This window comes from Xanthomonas indica, assembly GCF_040529045.1.
GTDB lineage: Bacteria > Pseudomonadota > Gammaproteobacteria > Xanthomonadales > Xanthomonadaceae > Xanthomonas_A > Xanthomonas_A indica.
Window position 1 is genome coordinate 2825210 of sequence record NZ_CP131914.1, and the last position, 21642, is coordinate 2846851.

The following is a 21642-nucleotide window of genomic DNA, read 5'->3' on the forward strand; positions in this document are numbered from 1 at the left end:
TGACCCATGGCGTCGCAAGGCCGGACACCGCGGGCTGCACGTCGCTTGGCGCGCGCGCCGCGCAGCCGCAAGGCGTGGCGCTCACGCGCCCGGGAGCGCTGCGTCGGGGAACATCTCGGCAAACCCGTCGCGGCACAGCGAGGCGAACCCGGCGGCACGGTTGAGCATCGCCACTTCCCAGCGTTGCATCGCGCCGCGCCAGTCCGCGGCGCCGACCAGGGCTTCGGCGAGTTCGGCGGCGTCGAGCATGGCCAGGTTGACGCCGACGCCCAGCGGCGGCATGACGTGCGCCGCATCGCCGACCAGCGCCAACCCGCTGCGGTGCGGCCAGCGTAGTCCCGGCGGCAAGGCCACGATCGGGCGTATGGCGGCGATGCGGTCCGCATCGGCGATCAGGCGCCGCAAGGTCGCCGACCAGCCATCGAAGCGCGCCAGCAGGGCGGGCTTGTCGATGCCGTGCAAGGCGCTGTCCGGCCAATCGCCGTGTTCGGGGCCGGTGCGGAAGGCGGCATAGACGCGAATCGTCCCGCCGCCGTTGCGTTGCGCGATGATGCCGGTGGGGCCGTGCAGCGCGAACATCGTGCCGTGCCCGACCAGCGCCGCGCTGTGCGGATGCCGGGTATCCACCTCGGACAGCCACAGTTCGACGAAGGTCACGCCGGTGTACGCCGGGACCACCGGGGTCACTGCGCTGCGCACGCGCGACCAGGCGCCGTCTGCGCCGATCACGATATCGAAGGCGGGCGTGAGCCCATCTTGCAACTGCAGGCGGTATCCCCCGCTGCGGTTGCCGATCACGCCGGTCACCTTGCTGTCCCAGCGGATGGTGGTGCCATCGGTCGCTTCCAGCAGGAGTCGGCGCAGCACGAGACGGTCGATCTCCGGGCGATCGCCGGTCCCCGGAAGCGGCACCTCCTCGCGCAGGACGGCACCGGTGGCGTAGTCCAGCGATCGCTGCTCCTGGTCCTCGTAGCGCGCAATCGCCTTGAACCGTTCCAGCAGCCCGGCCTTGTGCAGGGCCAACTGGCCATCTTCCGGGTGCAGGTCGAGCGTGCCGCCTTGGTCGCGCGCCTCCAGCGAGGCGTCGCCTTCGAACACCGAGACCGGCCAACCATGGCGGTTTAAGATGACCGCGGCCGTGAGTCCGGCGGGGCCGCCACCGACGATCGCGACGCTGGGATGGGTTGAGCGGGTTGGGGTGGGGCTGCGCATGGACGCCACCTTATAGATACATAGGATCCTATGCAATGCCCGACGCGCCTGCCGAGTGGACGCCGCATGCCATGCCGACGTTGGTGGTCGGTCGCCTGGCGCGCCTGCTGCTCAAGCTGAGCGACGAGCGGCTGCGCCTGGCCGGCATCACTGCGGCCCAGCTCCCGGTGCTGGTGGCGTTGAAGCACGGCGAGCAGCGCACGCAGGGCGAACTGGCCCGAATGGCCGGCGTCGAACAGCCGAGCATGGCGCAGTTGCTCGCGCGCATGGAGCGCGACGGACTGATCAAGCGCGAACGCGCGGCCGCGGACAAGCGCAGCGCGGCGATCTCCCTAACCGACCAGGCACTTGCGCTGCTGGAACCTGGCCGCGAGGCCTTGCGCGGCGTCGACCAGCAGGTCTGCGCCGGCCTGCAGCCGGAGGAGCAGCAACTGCTGCTCGGCTTGCTCGACCGCATGATCGCCAACGCCGGATCCGCCGCGTGATGCGCGGCGGTGGCCGCAGTGCCGGTCGCTGGATGATCGCGTAGCGCTGCGCGCTGCGCGCGCCCCTACCAGCTCGAACTGGCGCCACCGCCACCGGAGCTGCCCCCGCCGGAAGACGAGCTGCTGCTGGAGGACGAAGACGAGGAGGACGAGGACGATCCCGCGGACTCGGCCGCGGCGCGTTCCCTGGCGGCCTGATCGGCGTAGTAGCTGGCGGTGTAGGCGAACACCCCGGGCGCGGTCTCGGCGATATGCCCTTTGCGGATCAGCGCATTGCGCCGCCGCGTGAGCGCCTGCAGGAAGCGGCTGTAGCGCCGCGGCGAGCGGTAGCGCTGCGCAGCGATGGCCAGGGTCAGTACCAGGATCAGCAGTTCCAGCGCCAGGAAGATCACCGTCATCGTCATCGACCTGGCCGACAGCAGCACCACGAAGATGCCGGGATTGGCGCTCAGGAACAGGCGGATGAACCATGCCCAGAAACCCCCAGGTGCGGTGTCCTGGACCAGTTCCTCGGGCTGGGCCGACAGGCGCGGGTGCCGTCGCAGCAGGCGCCTGCGCAGGACGCCGGTCCAGGCACTGCGCAGCGGCAGCAGCAGCCAGATCAGCACCAGCAGGCCCGCCCAGGCGATGGCGCCGCGCCGCCAGTGCATGCCGTCGTCGGCCGGTTGCGCCAGTTCGGCGACGGCTGCGGGATCCTGCGCGGCGGCGCGGCCCATGAAGTCGAACGCGGCCACGATCGCGTCGGCGGTGTCGCCCTGGCGCAGGCGCGGCGCCAGGTAGTCGTCCAGCGCGTGCCGGGCGACCACGTCGGGCAGCAGGCCTTCCAGCCCGTAGCCCACTTCGAAGCGCGAACGCCGGTCCTGCATCGCCAGCACCAGCAACAGGCCGTTGTCCGTCCCTTTCTGGCCGAGCTGCCAGGTGCGGAAGGCGCGTTCGGCCAGGCGTTCGATCGGCTCGTCCTGCAGCGACGGCACGAGGTAGACCGCGCCCCAGATGTGCTGGCGCTCGCGCAGGCGCTGCAGCGCCGCGTTGATCCGCTGGGTGTCGTCCGCGCTGAGCGCGCCGGCGGGATCGACCACGTTCGGCGTGTACGGCGGAATGGCGACGGCGCAGCGGCCGAGCGCCGGCCACAGCAGCAGGGCCAGGACCAGCAGGGCGCCAAGCCGGAACGGCGCCCACGCGCGCGCAGCGTCAACATCGCGGCGCGGGACAAGGGCAGAAGCCTGATTGCGCATCGCTAGGCCAGGCTGTGCAGCGCGGCGGCGCGCGCATGCAGTGCGGTCGTATCGAACAGCGGCATCGCCGCGTCGGTGGGGCCGATCAGCAGGGAAATCTCGGTACAGCCCAGGATCACCGCCTCCGCGCCCTGCGCCTGCAGCGCCGCGATCACCTCCTGGTAGCGCAGCCGCGACGGCGCAAGCACCAGGCCCTGGCACAGCTCTTCGTAGATGATGCGATGCACGTCCTCGCGCGCCGGCACATCCGGGATCAGCACCTCGAAGCCGCGCCGCTGCAGCCGGTCGCGGTAGAACGCCTGTTCCATGGTGAAGCGGGTGCCGAGCAGGCCGACGCGGGCGATGCCGGCGGCCTGCAGCGCATCGGCGGTGGCGTCGGCGATATGCAGCAGCGGCAGCGGGACCGCGGCGGCGATCGCGTCGGCGACGCAGTGCATGGTGTTGGTGCACAGCACCAGGAAATCGGCGCCGCCGGCCTGCAGCGCGCGCGCCGACGCCGCCAGGGCGGCGCCGGCCGCATCCCAGTCGCCGTCGCGCTGGTACTGCGCGATCTCGTGGAAATCCACGCTGTGCAGCAGGATCCTGGCCGAGTGCAGCCCGCCCAGGTGCGCGCGGACCGTCTCGTTGATGTGCCGGTAGTAGGGCAGGGTGGATTCCCAGCTCATGCCGCCGATCATGCCGATGGTCTTCATCGTGCGTCGCCTGCCGTGGTTGCGCGTGCGCGAGGATGGTAGCGGCATCGGCTGCGTGCAGCGACCGCGCGCGGCGACTGCCACGACGCCGGAGCGCGGCGCGGCGTCATGCGCGGCACTCAGGCGTCCAGCGTCGGCGGGGTGCCGGCGCCGGCACGCGCTGCACGCCGTGCCAGCACCGCCTCGCGGTGGGCGATATAGGCGTTGGCGCCGAGGATCACCAGCGCGCCCAGCACGGTACCGCCGTCCAGGGTCTCGTCGAACAGCCACCAGCCGAACAGTGCCACCAGCGGCAGTTGGGTGAAGCTGATCGGGGTCAGCGCAGAGACCTCGCCGAGCCGCAGCGCGTGCGTCCACAGCAACTGCCCGAGCGTGCCGAACAGGCCGGTGGCCAGCAGCCACAGCCAGTCGATGCCCTGCGGCCAGCGCCACACGAACAGCGCCGGCAGCAGCGACATCGGCACCCAGAACGCGTAGGTGTAGAACACCACCGTGTTGGCGTCGTCCACCCGTGCCAGTTGCTTGATCTGGATCGCGACCAGCGCGCTCATCACCGCCGCCAGCACCGCCACCAGGGTGCCGGGACTGAACGCGGCGGCGCCGGGGCGCACGATCAGCAGCACCCCGGCGAAGCCGCACAGCACCGCCAGCCAGCGCCGCAGGCGCACCGTCTCGCCCAGCCATAGCGCGGCGGCCAGTGTCGCGAACAGCGGGGTGGAGTAGGACAGCGCGATCGCCTGCGACAGCGGCAGGTGGCCGATCGCCCAGAACCCGGCCAGCATCGACACCAGGCCGATCGCGGTGCGCAGCAGGTAGCGCGGCAGTTGTGCGGTGCGCGGCAGCGGCCGGCCCGGGCGCAGCAGCATCGGCAGCAGGAACAGCAGGCCGAACAGGTTGCGGAAGAAGGCGATCTGCAGCGTCGACAGCTGCGCCGACGCCAGCCGGATCGCCACCACCATCAGCCCGAAGGCCATGGTGCTGGCCAGCATCAGCAGCGCCGCGCGCAGCGGCGTGGGCGCGGCTACCACTGCGCGCCGACGATGCGCGGTTCCGGTTCCAGCACCACGCCGAAGCGCTCGCGCACCGAGGCGGTGATGCGCCGCGCCAGGTCCAGCAGCTCGGCGCCGCTGGCCTGGCCATGGTTGACCAGCACCAGCGCATGCGCGGCGGACACGCCGGCGTCGCCGTCGCGGTAGCCCTTCCAGCCGCAGGCCTCGATCAGCCAGGCTGCCGACAGCTTGCGCTGGCTGTCGTCCTCGCCCGGGAATACCGGCAAGGCCGGGAACTCGTGCTGCAACGCCAGCGCCTGTTCCAGCGGCAGCAACGGGTTCTTGAAGAAGCTGCCGGCGTTGCCGAGCACGTCCGGGTCGGGCAGCTTGCGCCGGCGGATGTTGATCACCGCCTGGGCCACGTCGGGCGCGCCGGGCGTGGTGATGCCCATCGCCTGCAGTTCCTCGCCGATGCCGGCGTAGTCCAGGCGCAGCGCGTGCAACCGCGGCAGGTTGAACTCCACCGCGGCGATCAGGTAGCGGTCGGGCTGGCGCTTGAACAGGCTGTCGCGGTAGCCGAACTCGCAGGCGGCCGCGTCCAGCCGCACGAAGCGCGCATCGGCACGGTCGTAGGCTTCGACCGCGTGCACGAACTCGCCCATCTGCGCGCCATAGGCGCCGATGTTCTGGATCGGTGCGGCGCCGACCGTGCCCGGGATCAGCGCCAGGTTCTCCAGGCCGGACAGGCCCTGCGCCAGCGACCACATCACCAGTTCGTGCCAGCCCACGCCGGCGCCGGCACGGACGATGGCGTAGTCGGCGCGGTGCTCCAGGGTGTCGATGCTGCGGTTGGCGAAGCACAGCACCACCCCGGGCGCATCGCCGGCGAACAGCATGTTGCTGCCGCTGCCCAGCGGCAGCAGCGCGGCGCCGGCCAGTTCCGGCGCCAGCAGCGCCTCGGGCAGCGCCTCGGGCGCGAAGATCTGCAGCAGCCACGGCGCCTGCGCCGCGACGTGGAAGGTGTTGAGCGCCTGCAGCGGCGCCTGCGCGGTGAGCGACCAGGCCGTCGTGCTCATGAGACGACCACGTCCCCGCGGCTGGGCGCTTCGCGGCGCCGGCGCATCGCCTCCACGCACTCGCCGATCAGTTCCGGCCCGCGGAACACCAGGCCGCTGTAGCACTGCACCAGCGCCGCGCCGGCGGCCATCTTCGCCACCGCGTCGGCCCCGGACAGGATGCCGCCGACGCCGATCAGCGGGATGTGTTCTGGCAGGCGTGCGCGCAGCCGGCGCAGCACCAGGGTGGACTGGCCCAGCAACGGTGCGCCGGAGAGGCCGCCGCTTTCCGCGCCCAGCGGCTCATGCTCCAGGCCGGGGCGGGCAACCGTGGTATTGGTGGCGATCACGCCGTCCACCTGCAGGTCCGACAGCACCCGCGCCGCCGCGTCGATGTCGCTGTCGCTCAGGTCCGGCGCCACCTTGACCAGCATCGGCACGCGCTTGCCGTGACGTGCGGCGAGCGCTTCCTGCGCCTCGCGCAGGCGCGCGATCAACTGCCGCAGCGCCTGTTCTTCCTGCAGTTCGCGCAGGCCGGCGGTGTTGGGCGAGGAGATGTTGACGGTGATGTAGTCGGCCAGCGCGTAGACCTTCTCCAGGCAGTGCAGGTAATCGGACGCGGCGTCTTCGTTCGGCGTGTCCTTGTTCTTGCCGATGTTGATGCCGAGCAGGCCGCGCCGGCGCCGCGCGCGTTCGACGTTGCGCACCAGCGCGTCCACGCCCAGGTTGTTGAAGCCCATGCGGTTGATGACCGCCTGCTGCCGCGGCAGGCGGAACATGCGCGGCAGCGGATTGCCGGCCTGCGCGCGCGGGGTGACGGTGCCGATCTCGACGAAACCGAAGCCCAGCGCCAGCAGCGCATCGATGTGTTCGCCGTTCTTGTCCAGGCCCGCGGCCAGCCCGACCGGATTGGGGAAGTCCAGGCCGAAGGCGCGCGTGGGCATCGGCGCGATCGTGCGTGCCAGCAGCGGGTTGGTGCCGGTGCGGTAGGCCAGCTCGATCGCGCGCAGGCCCAGGGCGTGGGCGCGCTCGGCATCGAAGGCGAACAGGAACGGTCGGGCGAGGGAATACATGGCGTGTGGCTCAGTTCAGCGTCCCGGCGAAGGCGCGGGTGCGGTAATGGAAGGCGACGACGCCGTCGCGCTGGTGCCGGTCGAACAACGCGCGCAGCGCCTCCAGCATCGGCGCGTGGCGCGGGTGGCCGGGCAGCGGCGCGTAGGAGGACGACAGCAGGCGTCCGCGCAGCGCCTCGAAGTCCATGCGCTGTTCGTTGGGAAACTGTGCGGTGCCGCGCAGGCCGGTGCCGAACCAGCGCTGCATGGTGGCATCGTCGTGGTAGCGCTCGGCCACCGCACTGTAGTCGGTGCCGTACTCCAGCAGCAGCTGCTCGTAGCCTTCCAGGAACGGGGTGGCGTCGAGCAGGCGCGAGTTCCAGTAGACCAGCGCCAGGCCGCCGGGGCGCAACACCCGCGCCCATTCGCGGCGCACCGCCTCCAGGTCGAACCAGTGGAAGGCCTGCGCGGCGCTGATCAGGTCGACGCTGGCGTCGGCCAGGGTGGTGGCTTCGGCGCTGCCGTCGATGGCGCGGAAGCCAGGCAGATCCTGCAGCAACGCGACGGCGGCCTCGCGCATCGCCGCGTTCGGCTCCACCGCCAGGGTCGGGTGCCCGGCCTGCAGGAACAGGCGGGTGGAGATCCCGGTGCCGGCACCGATGTCGGCGACCAGCGCGTCGCCGGCCACGCCCAGCTCGCCGTGCACCCAGTCGAGCAGGGCCGGCGGATAGCTGGGGCGATAGCGCACGTAATCGGCGACGCGGTCGCTGAAGCGCTCGCGCGGCGCGGCGGCGTCCCGGCTCACGACTGGGTGCTGGCGAACCACGCCAGCCCGCCGAAGAACAGCACGAAGGCCAGCACCGCCAGCACGGCCAGCACCACCGCGGCCCAACCCAGGATCAACCCGCCCACCGCCAGGCCGTCGCCCTGGAAGCGCTGCGGCTGGCGGCGGATCTCCGCGCGCGCCAGATGCCCGGTGATGATCGCGCCGAGGCTGCCCAGCACCGGCATCAGGGTCCAGCCGAGGATGCCGGCGATCAGGCTGACCACGGCGAGGGAATTGGTTTCGCGAACGGTGCTCATCTGGATTCCTCGTGCGAGCAAGGCGGCATGCGCCATGCGGACGCGCGCGTGCGCGGGATGAGCGAATTATCCCAGAAGCGCGCCTGGCGTGCGCCGCTCATGCGGGGATGCGCCCGTGCCGCAACGCATGCGCCCATTGCGGCCGGCCGTTGCGCTCGGCCTGCGCGGCGGCGCTGGCGTGGTCGTAGTCGATCGCGTGCAACTGCGCGTGCCACTGGCCGTCGCGGTAGTCGAGCACGGCGTAGCGCGCCTGCGGCGTGCCGGTCTCGACCCGGTGCGGTTGCGGATGGGTCTCGGCATAGGCGGGCAGACCAACGCTGCCGGGATTGCACAGCAGGCGTCCGTCGTCCAGGCGCAGCGTGCGCGGCAGGTGGCTGTGTCCGCACAGCACCAGCGCCGCCGGCGGCGCGTCGCCCAGTCGCTCGCGCACGCGCTGCGCATCGGCGGCGCGCAGCCGCGGCGGTTCCAGTTCGTCGAGCAGCCAGCACAGGTCGTCGTGCGGCGTGCCGTGGCACAGCAGCGCATGCGGCAACGACAGGGTCGGCGGCAGTGCGGCCAGCCAGTGCCGCTGTGCAGGCGTCAGCTGCGCATGGGCATAGGCGTCGCTGGCGCCCATGGCCGCCGGTTCCAGTTCGCTCAACTGGCGCTCGTGGTTGCCGCGCACCGTGGGCAGCGCCAGCGGCATCAGCCGCGCGGCGGTTTCCCGCGGCCACAGCGGGCCGGAGACGATGTCGCCCAGGTTGACGATCCGGTCCACGCCGCGCCGTCCGATATCCGCAAGCACGGCCTCCAGCGCGGGCAGGTTGCCGTGGATATCGGAGAGCGCGGCCAGGCGCATCTTACAGATCGAACTTGATGCCCTGCGCCAGCGGCAGCGAATCGGAGTAGTTGATCGTGTTTGTCTGCCGGCGCATGTACACCTTCCACGCGTCCGAGCCGGATTCGCGGCCACCGCCGGTGTCCTTCTCGCCGCCGAAGGCGCCGCCGATCTCGGCGCCGGAGGTGCCGATGTTGACGTTGGCGATGCCGCAGTCGCTGCCGGCCGCGGACAGGAACTTTTCCGCCGCCTTCAGGTTCTGGGTGAAGATCGACGAGGACAGGCCCTGCGGCACGCCGTTCTGCATGTCGATGGCCTCGTCCAGGGTGCTGTACTTCATCACGTACAGGATCGGCGCGAAGGTCTCGTGCTGCACCACCTCATCGCTGTTCTTCAGGCCGGTGACGATGGCCGGCAACACGAAGTTGCCCGGACGGTCCAGCGCGGTGCCGCCGGTCTCGACGGTGCCGCCGGCGGCCTTGGCCTTGGCGATGGAATCCAGGAACTGCTCGACCGCACCGCGGCTGTTCAGCGGGCCCATCAGGTTGGCCGGGTCGGTCGGGTCGCCGATCTTGCCTTCGACCTGCTTGTAGGCCTTGACCAGGGTCGCCAGCACGGTGTCGTAGATCGATTCGTGCACGATCAGCCGGCGCGTGGTGGTGCAGCGCTGGCCGGCGGTGCCGACCGCGCCGAACACGATGCCGGGCACGGCCAGCTTCAGGTCGGCGCTCTCGTCGAGGATGATGGCGTTGTTGCCGCCCAGCTCCAGCAGGCAGCGGCCCAGGCGGCGCGCGCACTTCTCGGCGACGACGCGGCCGACCTGGGTGGAGCCGGTGAAGCTGATCAGCGGGATGCGGGTGTCCTCGACCAGGCGCTCGGACAGGGCCACGCCGGCATCGTTGATCAGGAAGAAGATGTCCGGGAAGCCGGCGTCGCGCAGCGCCTCGTTGCAGATCTTCATCGACGCGATCGCGGTCAGCGGGGTCTTGTTGGACGGCTTCCAGATGCAGATGTCGCCGCAGATCGCCGCCAGGAACGCGTTCCAGCTCCACACCGCGACCGGGAAGTTGAACGCGCTGATGATGCCGACCAGGCCCAGCGGCTGGTACTGCTCGTACATGCGGTGGCCCGGACGCTCCGAGTGCAGGGTGTAGCCGTACAGCATGCGGCTCTGGCCGACCGCGAAATCGGCGATGTCGATCATCTCCTGCACTTCGCCGTCGCCTTCCGGCTTGCTCTTGCCCATTTCCAGCGCGACCAGCGAGCCCAGCGCGTCCTTGTGCTTGCGCAGCGCCTCGCCGCACAGCCGCACCGCCTCGCCGCGGCGCGGTGCCGGGGTGGTGCGCCAGACCTTGAACGCGGCCTGGGCGCGGGCGATCACCGTCTCGTAGTCCTGCTCGGTGGTGGCCTGGACCTCGGCGATGATGGCGTTGCTCGACGGGTTGAGCGGCTGCAGCACGCCGGCGCCGGTGGCGCTGGACCACTCGCCGTTGCCGAGGTAGGTGCCGGAGTTGGTGGCGGCGAGGCCGAGCGCCTTGAGCAGGTCAGCGGACATGGAATCTCCTGGGTTCGTTGCGACAGGGAAGGCGACCGCAGGCGGGGGACGCGGGACGCGCAGCCGGCAATTTTAGCAGACCGCACGCGCCCGGCCGCCGCCGCCGGCCTGGGCGCCTGGCGAGCGCAAAAAACGCGCAGGCATGCCGTCGCGCGGGGCTGCACGGCGTGCATAGGCGAGTAAGGGGGCTGAGGGCACGACGTCGCGGCCGCCGGCATAAACGGAATGGTGACCCCGGCGCGATTCGAACGCACGACCTGTCCCTTAGGAGGGGACCGCTCTATCCAGCTGAGCTACGGGGCCATTGGCCTGGCGGAGATTCTACGACGCTGAATCGCGCGTTGTCGCGCCGGCCTGCAATAACACCCTCTACACCTTGTGCCGACGCGGCCTGAGCATCGCCCTGCGTAGGCTGCGTACGTCCGCCACTGTGGCATCCCGACGGCTCGCCTTGCGATCCCGGGTCGCCGCAGCGGCGACGGACGACGACGGAGTCGCATCCGCCGCGTCCGCGACAAGCGTCCCGTCCGCACTGCCTGCGGCGGGGCGATCGCCGCCGCGCATCGGCGGTCCTGGTCGCCTTGGCGCCATTGCCGGCTTGCCGGCATGCACGCGGCGATTTCCACCCCTATGCGAGCAGGAGTCACAGATGAAAACAGCGATGAAGATGGTCCTGGTGGGTTCGATGCTGGCCGCGCTGGCCGCATGCAAGCGCGATGGCGATCACCCGGCCAACGACCCGAACGCGGCCAACCCGCCGGCTGCGGCCGATGGCAGCCCGGCAGGCGGCAGCACCGCCCCGGCCGGCAGCACGGCCCCGGCGGGCAGCACCAGCGGCGACGCCAGCGGCACCGCGACCGGCACCACCGGCACCGATGCCGGCCAGGGCACGATGCAGGGGCAGGACGGCACGTCGCCGACCACGCCGCAGGACCCGGCCAACCCGGATCCGCAGCAGCCGACGCAGACGCCGCCGGCAGATCAGAAGCAGCAGTAAGGACATGCGCAAGCGCGCGGCGCCATGGGCGCCGCGCGCTTGTTGCGGCATGCTTCGACATTGGCCGTGCCTGGTGTTCTCCGGGTGCGGCGGAAGCAGCGCGATCCGGTGCAACGCCGGGTTTTGCGGCCTTTCGCGATAGTCACTTTTGCAACCGTCTTGCTTGGCCAGTCGGCCGATGCTGCGCTTGCACACGCGGCGCTTGACAGCGCCCCGGCGCATGATGTCCTCTTGCGTCCATGCCCCTGGTCCTTGCCCTCATCGCCACTTCGCTTCCGCGCTCGCTTCGGCACGCGGCCGCGGTCGCTGCGGGCATTACCACCGGTATTACCACCCTCACCATTCGCCCGGTGCGGCCCGTCGTCTTCGTCTGATCGTCGAACACCACGGCCCCGCACCCGGATCAGGATGCGGGGGAATCCCTCGGCCTGATGCGAGCGGGGCCTCCACTCCGAGGTCTCCCATGTCGTCCCCCGCCGTCGCTCCCGCTGTCGCCGCTTCGCCTGATTCCGCCGCCGATCCCGCGCTCGCCGCCGCCACCGTCGTGCACAAGTTCGGCGGCACTTCGGTGGCCGATGCCGAACGCTATCGCCATGTCGCGCAGCTGCTGCTGGCGCGCCCGGAGCGTCTCCAGGTCACCGTCGTCTCGGCGATGAAGGGCGTCACCGACGCCTTGATCGGTCTGGCCGAACTGGCCGCGCGCGGCCATGGCGACTGGCGCGAACGCTGGCACGAGACCCGCGCGCGTCATCGCGCCGCCGCGGTCGCGTTGCTGGGCGAGCACGCCGGCGCCACGGTGGAATGGCTGGACGCGCGCTTCGAACACCTGGCCGAGATCCTCGCCGCACTGGCGGTGATCGGCGAGTTGCCGCGGGAAGTGCTGGATCGCGTGCAGGGCCTGGGCGAGGTGTACTCGGCGCAACTGCTGGGCGATCACCTGCGGACGCTGGGCGAGGACTGCGCGGTGCTGGATGCGCGCGAGGTGCTGGTGGTCGATCGCGGCGAACTGGGCGTGGACGTGGACTGGGAGGCCAGCGCGCAGCGCCTGGCGCAGTGGCGCGCGCAGCACCCGCAGCAGCGCATCGTGGTCACCGGCTTCGTCGCCCGCGACCGCGCCGGCCGCATCACCACGCTCGGCCGCAACGGCAGCGACTACTCCGGCGCGATCTTCGCCGCGCTGTTCGAGGCCGCCGAACTGCACATCTGGACCGACGTCGACGGCGTGCTGTCGGCCGATCCGCGGGTGGTCCCCGAAGCGGTGCAACTGGAGACGCTCAGCTACGACGAAGCCTGCGAACTGGCGTATTTCGGCGCCAAGGTGGTGCACCCGCAGACCATGTCGCCGGCGATCGAGCGCGGCCTGCCGATCATCATCCGCAACACCTTCCAGCCCGAGCATCCGGGCACCCGCATCACTGCCAGCAGCGCCACCAGCGGCCCGATCAAGGGGCTGACGCTGAGCCCGGACCTGGCCGTGCTCAACCTCGAAGGCACCGGCCTGATCGGCGTGCCCGGCACCGCCGAGCGCGTGTTCGCCGCATTGCGCAACGCGCGGGTGTCGGTGGTGATGATCTCGCAGGGCTCGTCCGAACATTCCATCTGTTGCGTGGTGCGGCAGAACGAGGCCGAGCGCGCGCGCGACGCGGTGCTCTCGGCCTTCGCCCACGAACTGGTGGTGGGCCAGGTGCAGCGCGTGCAACTGACCACCGGCATCAGCGTGCTGGCCGCGGTCGGCGACGGCATGGCCGGGCAGCCCGGCGTGGCCGCGCGCCTGTTCGAGTCGCTGGGCCGCGCCCAGGTCAACATCCTGGCGATCGCGCAGGGCTCGTCCGAGCGCAACATCTCCGTGGCCATCGACAGCGCCCATGCGACCAAGGCGTTGCGCGCCGCGCATGCCGGCTTCTGGCTGTCGCCGCAGACCTTCTCGGTCGGCGTGATCGGCCCAGGCAACGTCGGTGCCGCGCTGCTGGACCAGTTGCGCGCGGCGCAGCCGCAACTGCTGGCCAAGGCCAACCTCGACCTGCGCCTGCGCGCGGTCGCCTCGCGCAGCACGATGCGCCTGGAGCCGCGCGCCTTCGCCGGCGACTGGCGGCAGGCATTGGCCGCCGGCCCGCAGCCGACCGATCTGGACGCGTTCACCGCGCACCTGTTGTCGGCGCACCTGCCGCATGCGGTGATCATCGACTGCAGCGGCAGCGCCGACGTCGCCGACCGCTATGCCGGCTGGCTGGCCGCCGGCATCCACGTGGTGACCCCGAACAAACAGGCCGGCGCCGGGCCGCTGCCGCGCTTCCATGCCATCCGCGCCGCGGCCGCCGCCAGCGGCGCACGCTTCCGCTACGAGGCCACGGTCGGCGCCGGCCTGCCGGTGATCACCACCTTGCGCGACCTGGTCGATACCGGCGATGCCGTCACCGCGATCGAAGGCATCTTCTCCGGCACCCTGGCCTGGCTGTTCAACAAGTACGACGGCAGCGTGCCGTTCGCGCAGCTGGTGGCCGAGGCGCGCGGCATGGGCTATACCGAACCGGACCCGCGCGACGACCTGTCCGGCACCGACGTGGCGCGCAAGCTGGTGATCCTGGCGCGCGAGGCCGGGCACGAGCTGAGCCTGGAAGACGTGGCGGTGGAGAGCCTGGTGCCGGAAGCGCTGCGCCAGGCCAGCGTGGACGATTTCATGGCGCGCCTGCACGAAGTCGATGCCGCGTTCGCGCAGCGCCTGCAGGCGGCCAAGGCGCGCGGCTGCGTGCTGCGCTACGTGGCGCGGTTGGCGCCGGGCCATGCGCCCAGCGTCGGCCTGGTGGAACTGCCGGCCGACCATGCCTTCGCCAACCTGCGCCTGACCGACAACGTGGTGCAGTTCACCACCCGCCGCTACTGCGCCAATCCGCTGGTGGTGCAGGGCCCGGGCGCCGGCCCGGAAGTGACCGCCGCCGGCGTGTTCGCCGACCTGCTGCGGGTGGCGGCGGGCGAGGGCGCGCGCCTGTGAGCCGGATGCAGACGCTGCCGGCTCACACCGTTGGCACGGCCGCGCTGCCGACGCAGGCCCGCGCGTTCGCGCCGGCCTCGGTGGCCAACGTGGCGGTGGGCTTCGATCTGCTGGGCTATGCGGTGGAGGGCGTGGGCGACACGGTGACGGTGCGCCGTATCGACGCCCCCGAGGTCCGCATCGCCGCGATCCGCGGCACCACCGTGGCGTTGCCCTTGGAGGCGGCTCGCAACACCGCCGGCGCCGCCCTGATGTCCCTGCGCGAGGCGTTGGCGCTGCCGTTCGGCTTCGAACTGGAGATCGACAAGGGCATCCCGCTCAGCTCCGGCATGGGCGGCTCGGCCGCCTCGTGCGTGGCCGCGCTGGTGGCGGCCAACGCCTTGCTCGCCGCGCCGCTGTCGCGCGATCAGCTGTATCGCCATGCGCTGGACGGCGAGGCGGTGGCCAGTGGCAGCCGCCATGGCGACAACCTCGGCCCGATGCTGCTGGGCGGGCTGGTGCTGTCGACGCTGGAGCGGTTGGTGCCGGTGCCGGTGCCGAGCGGCTGGCACAGCCTGCTGGTGCACCCGGACGCGACGCTGGAGACCCGTCACGCACGCGCGGCGCTGGCCGGCGATTACCGGCTGGGCGAGTTCGTGGCGCAGAGCGCGAACCTGGCATTGGTGCTGGCGGGTTGCCATGCGGGCGACGAGTCCCTGGTGCGCGCCGGCTTGCGCGACGTGCTGATCGAGCCGCGGCGCGCGCCCTTGATCGTCGGCTTCGACGCGGCCAAGGCGGCGGCGCTGGCGGCGGGGGCGATGGGCGCGGGCATTTCCGGCGCTGGCCCGAGCGTGTTTGCCTGGTTCGCCAGCCGCGCCGAGGCCGAGGCCGCGGCACCGGCGGTGCAGGCGGCCTTTGCCGATGCCGGCTTCGGTAGCCAGCACTGGGTCTCGCCGCTGCAGTGTCCGGGAGCGACGTTGTTGTAGCGGCGTGTTGGCGCGGCACGACGACGACTTTGTTGCTCCCGCTAGTGCCACTGCTGCTGTTGCTGATTTCGAATTTGCTTTTGTTTTTGCTGTCGCAGTAGCTCTTGTCGTTACTGTTGCTCTGGTTGTTGCTCTTGCTCTTGCTCTTGTTGTTGCTGTTGCCGTACCGGGTTCCCTTCCGAAGCGGCGGCCATCATGGGGAAACACCCGAAGGGCGGCGCACAGGGATGTGCGCCGTCCGCGGCAGGGGCAGGATGCCCCTTCCGCGGATCCCCGCGATGGACGCGGACCCGGAGCGCGCAGCGCGGAGGGCGCGAGGCAGGGCGCGCTTTCTTTTGGTTACTTTTCTTTGCGCGAGCAAAGAAAAGTAACTCGCCCGCAAGGGCGAAAGCCTTTGCCGTTGCTGATGCTTTTGCTGTTAAAGCTCTAAAGCTTGAAGCAAGAGCAACAGCTTCCGCTAACGCGGGTCACTTTTCTTTGCTTGTGCAAAGAAAAGTAACCAAAAGAAAGCACACCCCGCAGCGCGCCCTCCGCGCTGACGCGCTCCGGGTCCGCAGCCACGACGGGCATTTTTCGACGGCACATCCATGTGCCGGCGAAAAACGACGCGCATCCTGCGCGTCGCCCTTCGGGTATTCGCCCGCCGCGGCTGCCGCGCCGAGGGGGCCCGGGTAGAGCAGAACAGCAACAGCCAAAGCAACAGCCAAAGCCGAAGCAGCAACAGCAACAGCCCAGGACGATAGTGCGATCGAATTCCCCTGTTAATGGAACCCCCATGAACTTCATTTCCACCCGTAACGCCGCACCCGCCGTCTCGCTCAGCCAGGCCATCGCCGCCGGGCTCGCCCCCGATGGCGGCCTGTACGTGCCCGAGCGCATGCCCGCCGCGCGCGACCTGCGCGCCGGTGCCAGCCTCGCCGAGACCGCCGCGGAGCTGCTGGCGCCGTTCTTCGAGGGCGACGCCCTGGCCCCGGAACTGCCGGCCATCTGCGCCGAAGCCTTCGACTTCGCCGCGCCGCTGCAGCCGCTGGCCACTCCCGGCGACCATGCGCTGGAGCTGTTCCATGGGCCGACCGCCGCGTTCAAGGACTTCGGCGCGCGCTTCCTGGCCGCCTGCCTGACCCGGCTGCGGCGTGGCGCGGCGACGCCGCTGACCATCCTCGTCGCCACTTCCGGGGACACCGGCGCCGCGGTCGCGGCCGCCTTCCATCGCCAGCCCGGGCTGCGCGTGGTGGTGCTGTATCCGGACGGGCGCGTGTCGCCGCGGCAGGCGCACCAACTCGGCTGCTTCGGCGACAACATCCACGCCTTGCGCGTGGCCGGCTCCTTCGACGACTGCCAGGCGCTGGTCAAGCAGGCGCTGAACGACGCGGATGTACAGGCGCAGGCCCCGTTGAGTTCGGCCAACAGCATCAGCCTGGGGCGCTTGCTGCCGCAGATGAGCTACTACGCGCACGCAGCGCTGCAGCACCATGCCGCGCATGCGCAGCCGCTGAACCTAGTGGTGCCCACCGGCAATCTGGGCAATGCGCTGGCCGCGATCCTGGCGCGCGCCTTGGGCGTGCCGCTGGGCCGGATCGTGCTGGCGACCAATGCCAACCGCGTGCTGCCCGATTTCTTCGCCGGCGCCGACTATGCGCCGCAGCCCAGCGTGGCGACGCTGGCCAATGCGATGGACGTCGGCGCGCCGAGCAACGTGGAGCGTCTGCGCTGGCTGTACCAGGGCGACGATGCCACGCTGCGCACCCAGTTCCAGGCGTACTCGGTGGACGATGCGCAGATCCGCCAGACCATTGACGAACGCTTCCGCCGCTACGGTGAGGTGCATTGCCCGCATACCGCCACCGCGCTGCACGTGCTGCAGCAACTGCGCGCCGAGGGCGCGGAGGCCGACGCCGGCGACTGGGCGGTGGCGGCCACCGCGCATCCGGCCAAGTTCGAAGGGGTGGTGGAGCCGCTGATCGGGCAGCCGGTGCCGGTGCCGCCGGCCTTGGCGGCGTTGCTGCAGCGGCCGGCACAGGCCGAGCCGATCGCGCCGGACTACGCGGCCTTGCGCGCGCGGCTGCTCGCCGGCTGAGCGGTGCGCAGACGGCGGCGCCTGCGCACGTGGTGGCTCAGTCGGACGGCTGCAGCCGCTGCCAGGCGGCCAGGACGATGCCGCGCACCTGCAGCCAGTCCAGGCGCGAGCGCGGGTGGTCGCGCAGGAACACGTCGCGCAGCTGCGCGACCACGTCCTCCACGCGCTGGCCGTGGTACTTGAGGTAGGCGTCGTAGGCCAGCTTCAGCGCCGGCTCGTAGTCGTGGAAGACGTACCCGGGCTGATGGAAGCTGCTGTGCGCGAACTGCGCCTTCCAGAACTCCAGTTCGCGTTCGCGGTCCAGCATCACGCAGGCGCGCGAGGCGTGTTGCATCTCGATGGCGACGGCCATGTTGGCCCTCCGAGTGGTCCCCCCACCGGCACCGCGGCGGCGCCGCAGGTGTGTTGCGCACGCAGTCTATGCCGGCTGGGCGTCGCCGCCGCGATGACTGGCTGAAGCGTTCAGAGGTGGCAAGGCGGTTGCCGCGCCGGCACCCGCCGTCCGCCGCCTCGGCCGGCGCGACGAGGTTGTCCACACCTGGTGTGGAGCGTTGTTCTGGAATCCTGTGGATAAGTGGCTGGGCGCCGCGTGGCGTCGGCGCTTGTGGCAGCATGGCGAAAAAATCGCCGCGGCGACCCGCTCAGTCTTCGTCCGAGGCCAGCCGGTGCAGCGCGGCAAAGTCGCGGATCTCGACCACGTGCAGTTGCGGCAGCGCGATCAGGCCCTGCTGGCGCAGCTTGGTGAAGGTGCGGCTGACCGTCTCCATGGTCAGGCCGAGATGGTCGGCGATGTCGCCGCGGCCCATCGGCAGCACCACCTTGTTGCCGGCATCGCCCTGGCGCGCCGCACGGGCGGCCAGCTTGAGCAGGAAGTCGGCCAGCTTCTCGGCCGGCTGCAGCCGCGCCAGCGCCAGCGCCGCGTCCTGCGCCGCGTCCAGTTCCAGGCAGGCGCGCTGCAGCAGCTTGCGCTCCAGCTGCGGGAACTGGGCGCGCAACTTCTGCATCTGCGCCACCGACACCCGGCACACCCGGCTGTCGGCGATGGCTTCGATGTCGTGGCGGTGCCGGGCCGATTCGCTCAGGCCGACGTAGTCACCGGGCAGGACGAAACCGGCCACCTGGCGGCGCCCGTCGGCGAGGGTGCGGACCAGGCGCAGCGCGCCGGCGGTGACGGTATAGACCGCCTGCCGCGCCTCGCCGGTGCGCGCGAGGGTGGCGCCGGCGGGATAGGTCAGCGAGGTGGTGACCCGTTCCAGCGCCTGCACCTCGTCGCAGGCCAGCGCCGAGCAGATCGCCAGGTGGCGGACCGCGCAATGCAGGCATTCGTTGCCGCGCGCGGCGCGCGGGGCCGCCGGTTCGGCATAGGGCAGGGCGAATCCGGAAGGAGGCCTGTTCATGGGCGTGGCAGCGGCTTCGGCACCCGCGAATGATACGCCGATGCGGCCGGGCGTGGCCGGTGCGGCTAGAATTGGCGTCCCGCTCGCCCCCGAATCGCAGGAGTTCCGCACGTGATCAAGCCCCGTACGCCGCCCGGCATCATGGAATTGCTGCCGCGCGAGCAGATCGCGTTCCAGCGCATGCTGGACGTCATCCGCCGCAATTACGAGCGGTTCGGGTTCCTGCCGGTGGAGACGCCGGTGTTCGAGTTGTCCGACGTGCTGTTGACCAAGTCCGGCGGCGAGACCGAGCGCCAGGTGTATTTCGTGCAGTCCACCGGCGCGCTGGCCAACGCCGCCGCCGAGGGCGGCGAGGGCGGGCTGCCGGAACTGGCGCTGCGCTTCGACCTGACCGTGCCGCTGGCCCGCTACGTGGCCGAGCACGAGCACGAGCTGAGCTTCCCGTTCCGCCGCTACCAGATGCAGCGGGTGTACCGCGGCGAGCGCGCCCAGCGCGGCCGCTTCCGCGAGTTCTACCAGTGCGATATCGACGTGATCGGCAAGGACGTGCTGAGCATCCGCTACGACGCCGAGGTGCTGGCGGTGATCCACGCGGTGTTCGCCGAGCTGGGCATCGGCGATTTCGCCGTGCAGTTGAACAACCGCAAGCTGATGCGCGGCTTCTTCGAAAGCCTGGGCGTGGCCGAGGGCGAGCGCCAGCTCGCCGTGCTGCGCGAGGTCGACAAGCTGGACAAGCGCGGCGCCGATTACGTGCGCGAGACGCTCACCGGCGAGGGCTTCGGCATTCCCGCCGAGCAGGTGCAGCGCATTCTCGACTTCGTCGCGGTGCGCTCCAGCGGTCACGCCGATGCGCTGGCGCGGCTGCAGGCGCTGGAGGCCGATGCGGCGTCCAGCGCGATCCTGCGCGAGGGCGTGGCCGAACTGCGCGAGGTGCTGGCCCTGGTCAAGGCACTGGGCGTGCCGGAAACCGCGTATTGCCTGAATTTCTCCATCGCTCGCGGCCTGGACTACTACACCGGCACCGTCTACGAGACCCTGCTGACCGACTACCCGCAGATCGGCTCGATCTGCTCGGGTGGCCGCTACGAGGACCTGGCCAGCCACTACAGCAAGTCCAAGCTGCCCGGCGTGGGCATCTCCATCGGCCTGACCCGGCTGTTCTGGCAGTTGCGCGAGGCCGGGCTGATCGACGGCATCGCCTCCAGCAGCGTGCAGGCGATGGTGGCGCTGATGGACGAGGCCAAGCTCGACGACGCGCTGGACATCGCGCGGCGGCTGCGCGCCGGCGGCATCAACACCGAAGTGCAGATGGAGCCGAAGAAGATCGGCAAGCAGTTCCAGTACGCGGCCCGTGCCGGCATCCGCTTCGTGGTGCTGGCCGGCGACGACGAACTGGCGCGTGGCGTGGTCGCGGTCAAGGACCTGCTGCGCGAGCAGCAGTTCGAGGTGGCCCGCGACGAGCTGGCCAGCACGCTGCAGGTGGAACTGGAGCAGGCCAAGGTGATGGCCTGAGTCTGGTGGCGACGGCCGGCGATGGCCGTCGCGCTCTGCAAGATTCTCGTAGGAGCGGCTTCAGCCGCGACCAGCATGGCCGGTAAACCCGGCCGTGGCTGATCCCCCAGGCGCGGGCGACAGCAGGCCCGCACCCTGCAGCATCGCCTTCAGCGCCCGCCGCTGTGCGGCATCGTCTGCCGGCCAGCCCTGCAGTTGCGCAACGACCTGACCGTCGCGCACCAGGAAGAACGTCGGCATGCGCCATTCGCGTGGCAGCAGCGGCCATTCCGCCACGTCGTAGAGCGGGTGCAGCGGTGTCTGCGGTTGCGCGCGGTTCCAGGCGCGCAGCGCATCCATGTCCTCGCTGCCGGGCGGCAGCGCCAGCCACCGCGCATGGCGGCGGAATGCCGGCCCCAGTTCGGGATCGGCGGCGATGGCGCGTGCGGCGTCGGCTGCGAAATGGCAGCCGGCGGTGACCAGGATCTGGGTTGGCCGCAGATCGATCCGCTGCCGGTGCAGGGTGCGGCCGTCGGCGTCCAGCGACCACACCGTTGGTCCGTGCGTGCCGGAGCCCAGGCGGTCGTCGAAGCGCAGCCAGTGTGGCCACTCGGCGCTGCCGCCATCGGCCAGCACGCGCCGTGCGTCCTCCACGCGATGCGCCAGCAGCAGCGCATGACCGGCGGCATCCACCTGCGCCGCACTGGCCTGGCCGCGGCGCCGCAACTGCGCCAGCACCTGCAACTGGGCGTCGAGTCCCGTGGGGTTGGGACGTAGCGCGTAGGTGGCGACCAGCGCCCGGTACAGCAGTTCCAGTGCGGCATCGTCCAACGGCGCGGTGGCGCTGCGGTCGAAGGCTTCGGGGAGGGCGCTGTGCAACGCGGGCCATGGATCGCGCCCAGTGTGGCCCAGGCCGTGCAGCGCCCGGTTGTAGCGGTTGTAGCGGCGCTCCAGGTCGCCGATCCGGGCGGCTGGAGCGCTGGCGCGCGGCTGCGTCGCCCAGTGCGGCAAGGTCTCGGCGTAGCGTTCCACTCCGAACAGGGCCAGCAGGGAGCGGCCCTGCGCGCGGGTGAGTTGCGGCAGGTCTTGCGTGTCGAATCCGCCCAGGCCGTTGCGCCCGTAGACCAGGCCATCGAGGAAGCGTTCGCGGGCGCCGGGGGTAAGTGCGTCCAGCGGCGTGCGCTGGCCGGCGTGGGCGCGCAGGTAGGCCTCGAGCTGGTCGCTGGAGCGGATCGGCAGCCCTCGCGCGGCGACCTCGGTGTCGCTGGCCATCACGTGGGCGGGGGCTGTCGGAGGCGGCGGCTTCGCCAGTGCATGCGTCGCCAGGCACAGGGCAAGACCGGCAAGCCAGGCGTGGCGCATGCGGTGCTCCAACGGGTGATCGTGCCGATCCTAATGGTCGCCGCGCCGGGCTTCCACAGGCTGCAGGCGCCAACCTCCGCAACGCCTGCGAAAGAGCGGGGCCTGGGGCGGGGCGGCAGGCAGCAGCGCCGAACGGCTGAACCGCGCCATCCACGCGAACTTGACCTTGTAATAGCGTGCTATTACATT

General features: G+C 71.0%; 19 protein-coding genes and 1 tRNA gene. 6 read left to right on the top strand and 14 right to left on the bottom strand.

Features of this window, described 5'->3' with window-relative positions; all coding sequences use genetic code 11:
- Nucleotides 1-81: 81 nt before the first annotated feature.
- Entirely contained in the window at nucleotides 82-1212 is a 1131-nt protein-coding gene (locus tag Q7W82_RS12255) for an NAD(P)/FAD-dependent oxidoreductase (RefSeq protein WP_242161351.1), read from the bottom strand.
- Nucleotides 1213-1247: 35 nt separating this feature from the next.
- Between Q7W82_RS12255 and Q7W82_RS12260 the strand changes: the two genes are divergently transcribed.
- Complete coding sequence (locus Q7W82_RS12260; RefSeq protein WP_242161352.1) at nucleotides 1248-1697, top strand: MarR family transcriptional regulator; 450 nt, start codon at nucleotides 1248-1250, stop codon at nucleotides 1695-1697.
- Nucleotides 1698-1762: 65 nt separating this feature from the next.
- On the opposite strand, the gene Q7W82_RS12265 is transcribed toward Q7W82_RS12260, so the two are convergent.
- The 10 genes from Q7W82_RS12265 to Q7W82_RS12310 form a co-directional block, all read right to left on the bottom strand.
- Nucleotides 1763-2932: a TPM domain-containing protein gene (locus Q7W82_RS12265; protein ID WP_242161353.1), complete on the bottom strand. Its 1170-nt coding sequence runs from the start codon at nucleotides 2930-2932 to the stop codon at nucleotides 1763-1765.
- Nucleotides 2933-2934: 2 nt separating this feature from the next.
- Entirely contained in the window at nucleotides 2935-3624 is a 690-nt protein-coding gene (locus tag Q7W82_RS12270; RefSeq protein ID WP_242161354.1) for an aspartate/glutamate racemase family protein, read from the bottom strand.
- 119 nt (nucleotides 3625-3743) lie between these two features.
- Nucleotides 3744-4613 carry a DMT family transporter gene (locus Q7W82_RS12275; protein WP_242161369.1) on the bottom strand — a complete coding sequence of 290 codons (870 nt, stop codon included), beginning with the start codon at nucleotides 4611-4613 and terminating at the stop codon, nucleotides 3744-3746.
- A gap of 32 nt (nucleotides 4614-4645) precedes the next feature.
- On the bottom strand, nucleotides 4646-5689 hold the full coding sequence (murB, locus tag Q7W82_RS12280; protein WP_242161355.1) for a UDP-N-acetylmuramate dehydrogenase: 1044 nt from the start codon (nucleotides 5687-5689) through the stop codon (nucleotides 4646-4648).
- Nucleotides 5686-6741, bottom strand: coding sequence for a quinone-dependent dihydroorotate dehydrogenase (locus tag Q7W82_RS12285; protein ID WP_242161356.1), 1056 nt, complete (start codon nucleotides 6739-6741; stop codon nucleotides 5686-5688). The genes murB and Q7W82_RS12285 overlap by 4 nt, the downstream gene beginning before the upstream one ends.
- A 10-nt stretch (nucleotides 6742-6751) precedes the next feature.
- Nucleotides 6752-7525, bottom strand: coding sequence for a class I SAM-dependent methyltransferase (locus Q7W82_RS12290; RefSeq protein ID WP_242161357.1), 774 nt, complete (start codon nucleotides 7523-7525; stop codon nucleotides 6752-6754).
- Nucleotides 7522-7803 carry a DUF4190 domain-containing protein gene (locus Q7W82_RS12295; RefSeq protein ID WP_242161358.1) on the bottom strand — a complete coding sequence of 94 codons (282 nt, stop codon included), beginning with the start codon at nucleotides 7801-7803 and terminating at the stop codon, nucleotides 7522-7524. Before Q7W82_RS12295 ends, Q7W82_RS12290 begins: the two co-directional genes overlap by 4 nt.
- A gap of 97 nt (nucleotides 7804-7900) precedes the next feature.
- The gene (locus Q7W82_RS12300; protein ID WP_242161359.1) at nucleotides 7901-8641 is read right to left on the bottom strand and encodes a metallophosphoesterase family protein; all 741 of its coding nucleotides are present in this window, start codon (nucleotides 8639-8641) and stop codon (nucleotides 7901-7903) included.
- 1 nt (nucleotide 8642) lies between these two features.
- Nucleotides 8643-10175 carry an aldehyde dehydrogenase family protein gene (locus tag Q7W82_RS12305; RefSeq protein WP_160946616.1) on the bottom strand — a complete coding sequence of 511 codons (1533 nt, stop codon included), beginning with the start codon at nucleotides 10173-10175 and terminating at the stop codon, nucleotides 8643-8645.
- 226 nt (nucleotides 10176-10401) lie between these two features.
- Nucleotides 10402-10478: transfer RNA gene (locus tag Q7W82_RS12310), tRNA-Arg, on the bottom strand.
- A 346-nt stretch (nucleotides 10479-10824) separates the two neighbouring features.
- On the opposite strand from Q7W82_RS12310, the gene Q7W82_RS12315 reads away from it, so the two are divergent.
- The 4 genes from Q7W82_RS12315 (at nucleotide 10825) to thrC (ending at nucleotide 17203) form a co-directional block, all read left to right on the top strand.
- Nucleotides 10825-11172, top strand: a complete 348-nt coding sequence (locus Q7W82_RS12315) for a hypothetical protein (RefSeq protein WP_242161360.1) — start codon at nucleotides 10825-10827, stop codon at nucleotides 11170-11172.
- 463 nt (nucleotides 11173-11635) lie between these two features.
- Nucleotides 11636-14161: a bifunctional aspartate kinase/homoserine dehydrogenase I gene (thrA, locus tag Q7W82_RS12320; protein ID WP_242161361.1), complete on the top strand. Its 2526-nt coding sequence runs from the start codon at nucleotides 11636-11638 to the stop codon at nucleotides 14159-14161.
- Between the two features lie 5 nt (nucleotides 14162-14166).
- A complete protein-coding gene (locus Q7W82_RS12325) occupies nucleotides 14167-15126 on the top strand; it encodes a homoserine kinase (RefSeq protein WP_242161362.1) in 960 nt (319 codons plus the stop codon).
- A 775-nt stretch (nucleotides 15127-15901) separates the two neighbouring features.
- A complete protein-coding gene (thrC, locus tag Q7W82_RS12330) occupies nucleotides 15902-17203 on the top strand; it encodes a threonine synthase (protein WP_242161247.1) in 1302 nt (433 codons plus the stop codon).
- A 37-nt stretch (nucleotides 17204-17240) separates the two neighbouring features.
- On the opposite strand, the gene Q7W82_RS12335 is transcribed toward thrC, so the two are convergent.
- A complete protein-coding gene (locus Q7W82_RS12335) occupies nucleotides 17241-17555 on the bottom strand; it encodes a hypothetical protein (protein WP_160946619.1) in 315 nt (104 codons plus the stop codon).
- A gap of 289 nt (nucleotides 17556-17844) precedes the next feature.
- Complete coding sequence (locus tag Q7W82_RS12340; RefSeq protein ID WP_242161248.1) at nucleotides 17845-18600, bottom strand: helix-turn-helix domain-containing protein; 756 nt, start codon at nucleotides 18598-18600, stop codon at nucleotides 17845-17847.
- A gap of 111 nt (nucleotides 18601-18711) precedes the next feature.
- Here Q7W82_RS12340 and hisS point away from each other — a divergent pair, with 111 nt between their 5' ends.
- A complete protein-coding gene (gene hisS, locus Q7W82_RS12345) occupies nucleotides 18712-20112 on the top strand; it encodes a histidine--tRNA ligase (RefSeq protein ID WP_242161249.1) in 1401 nt (466 codons plus the stop codon).
- Nucleotides 20113-20172: 60 nt separating this feature from the next.
- Here hisS and Q7W82_RS12350 read toward each other — a convergent pair whose 3' ends face one another.
- On the bottom strand, nucleotides 20173-21453 hold the full coding sequence (locus tag Q7W82_RS12350; protein WP_242161250.1) for a hypothetical protein: 1281 nt from the start codon (nucleotides 21451-21453) through the stop codon (nucleotides 20173-20175).
- Nucleotides 21454-21642 lie beyond the last annotated feature (189 nt).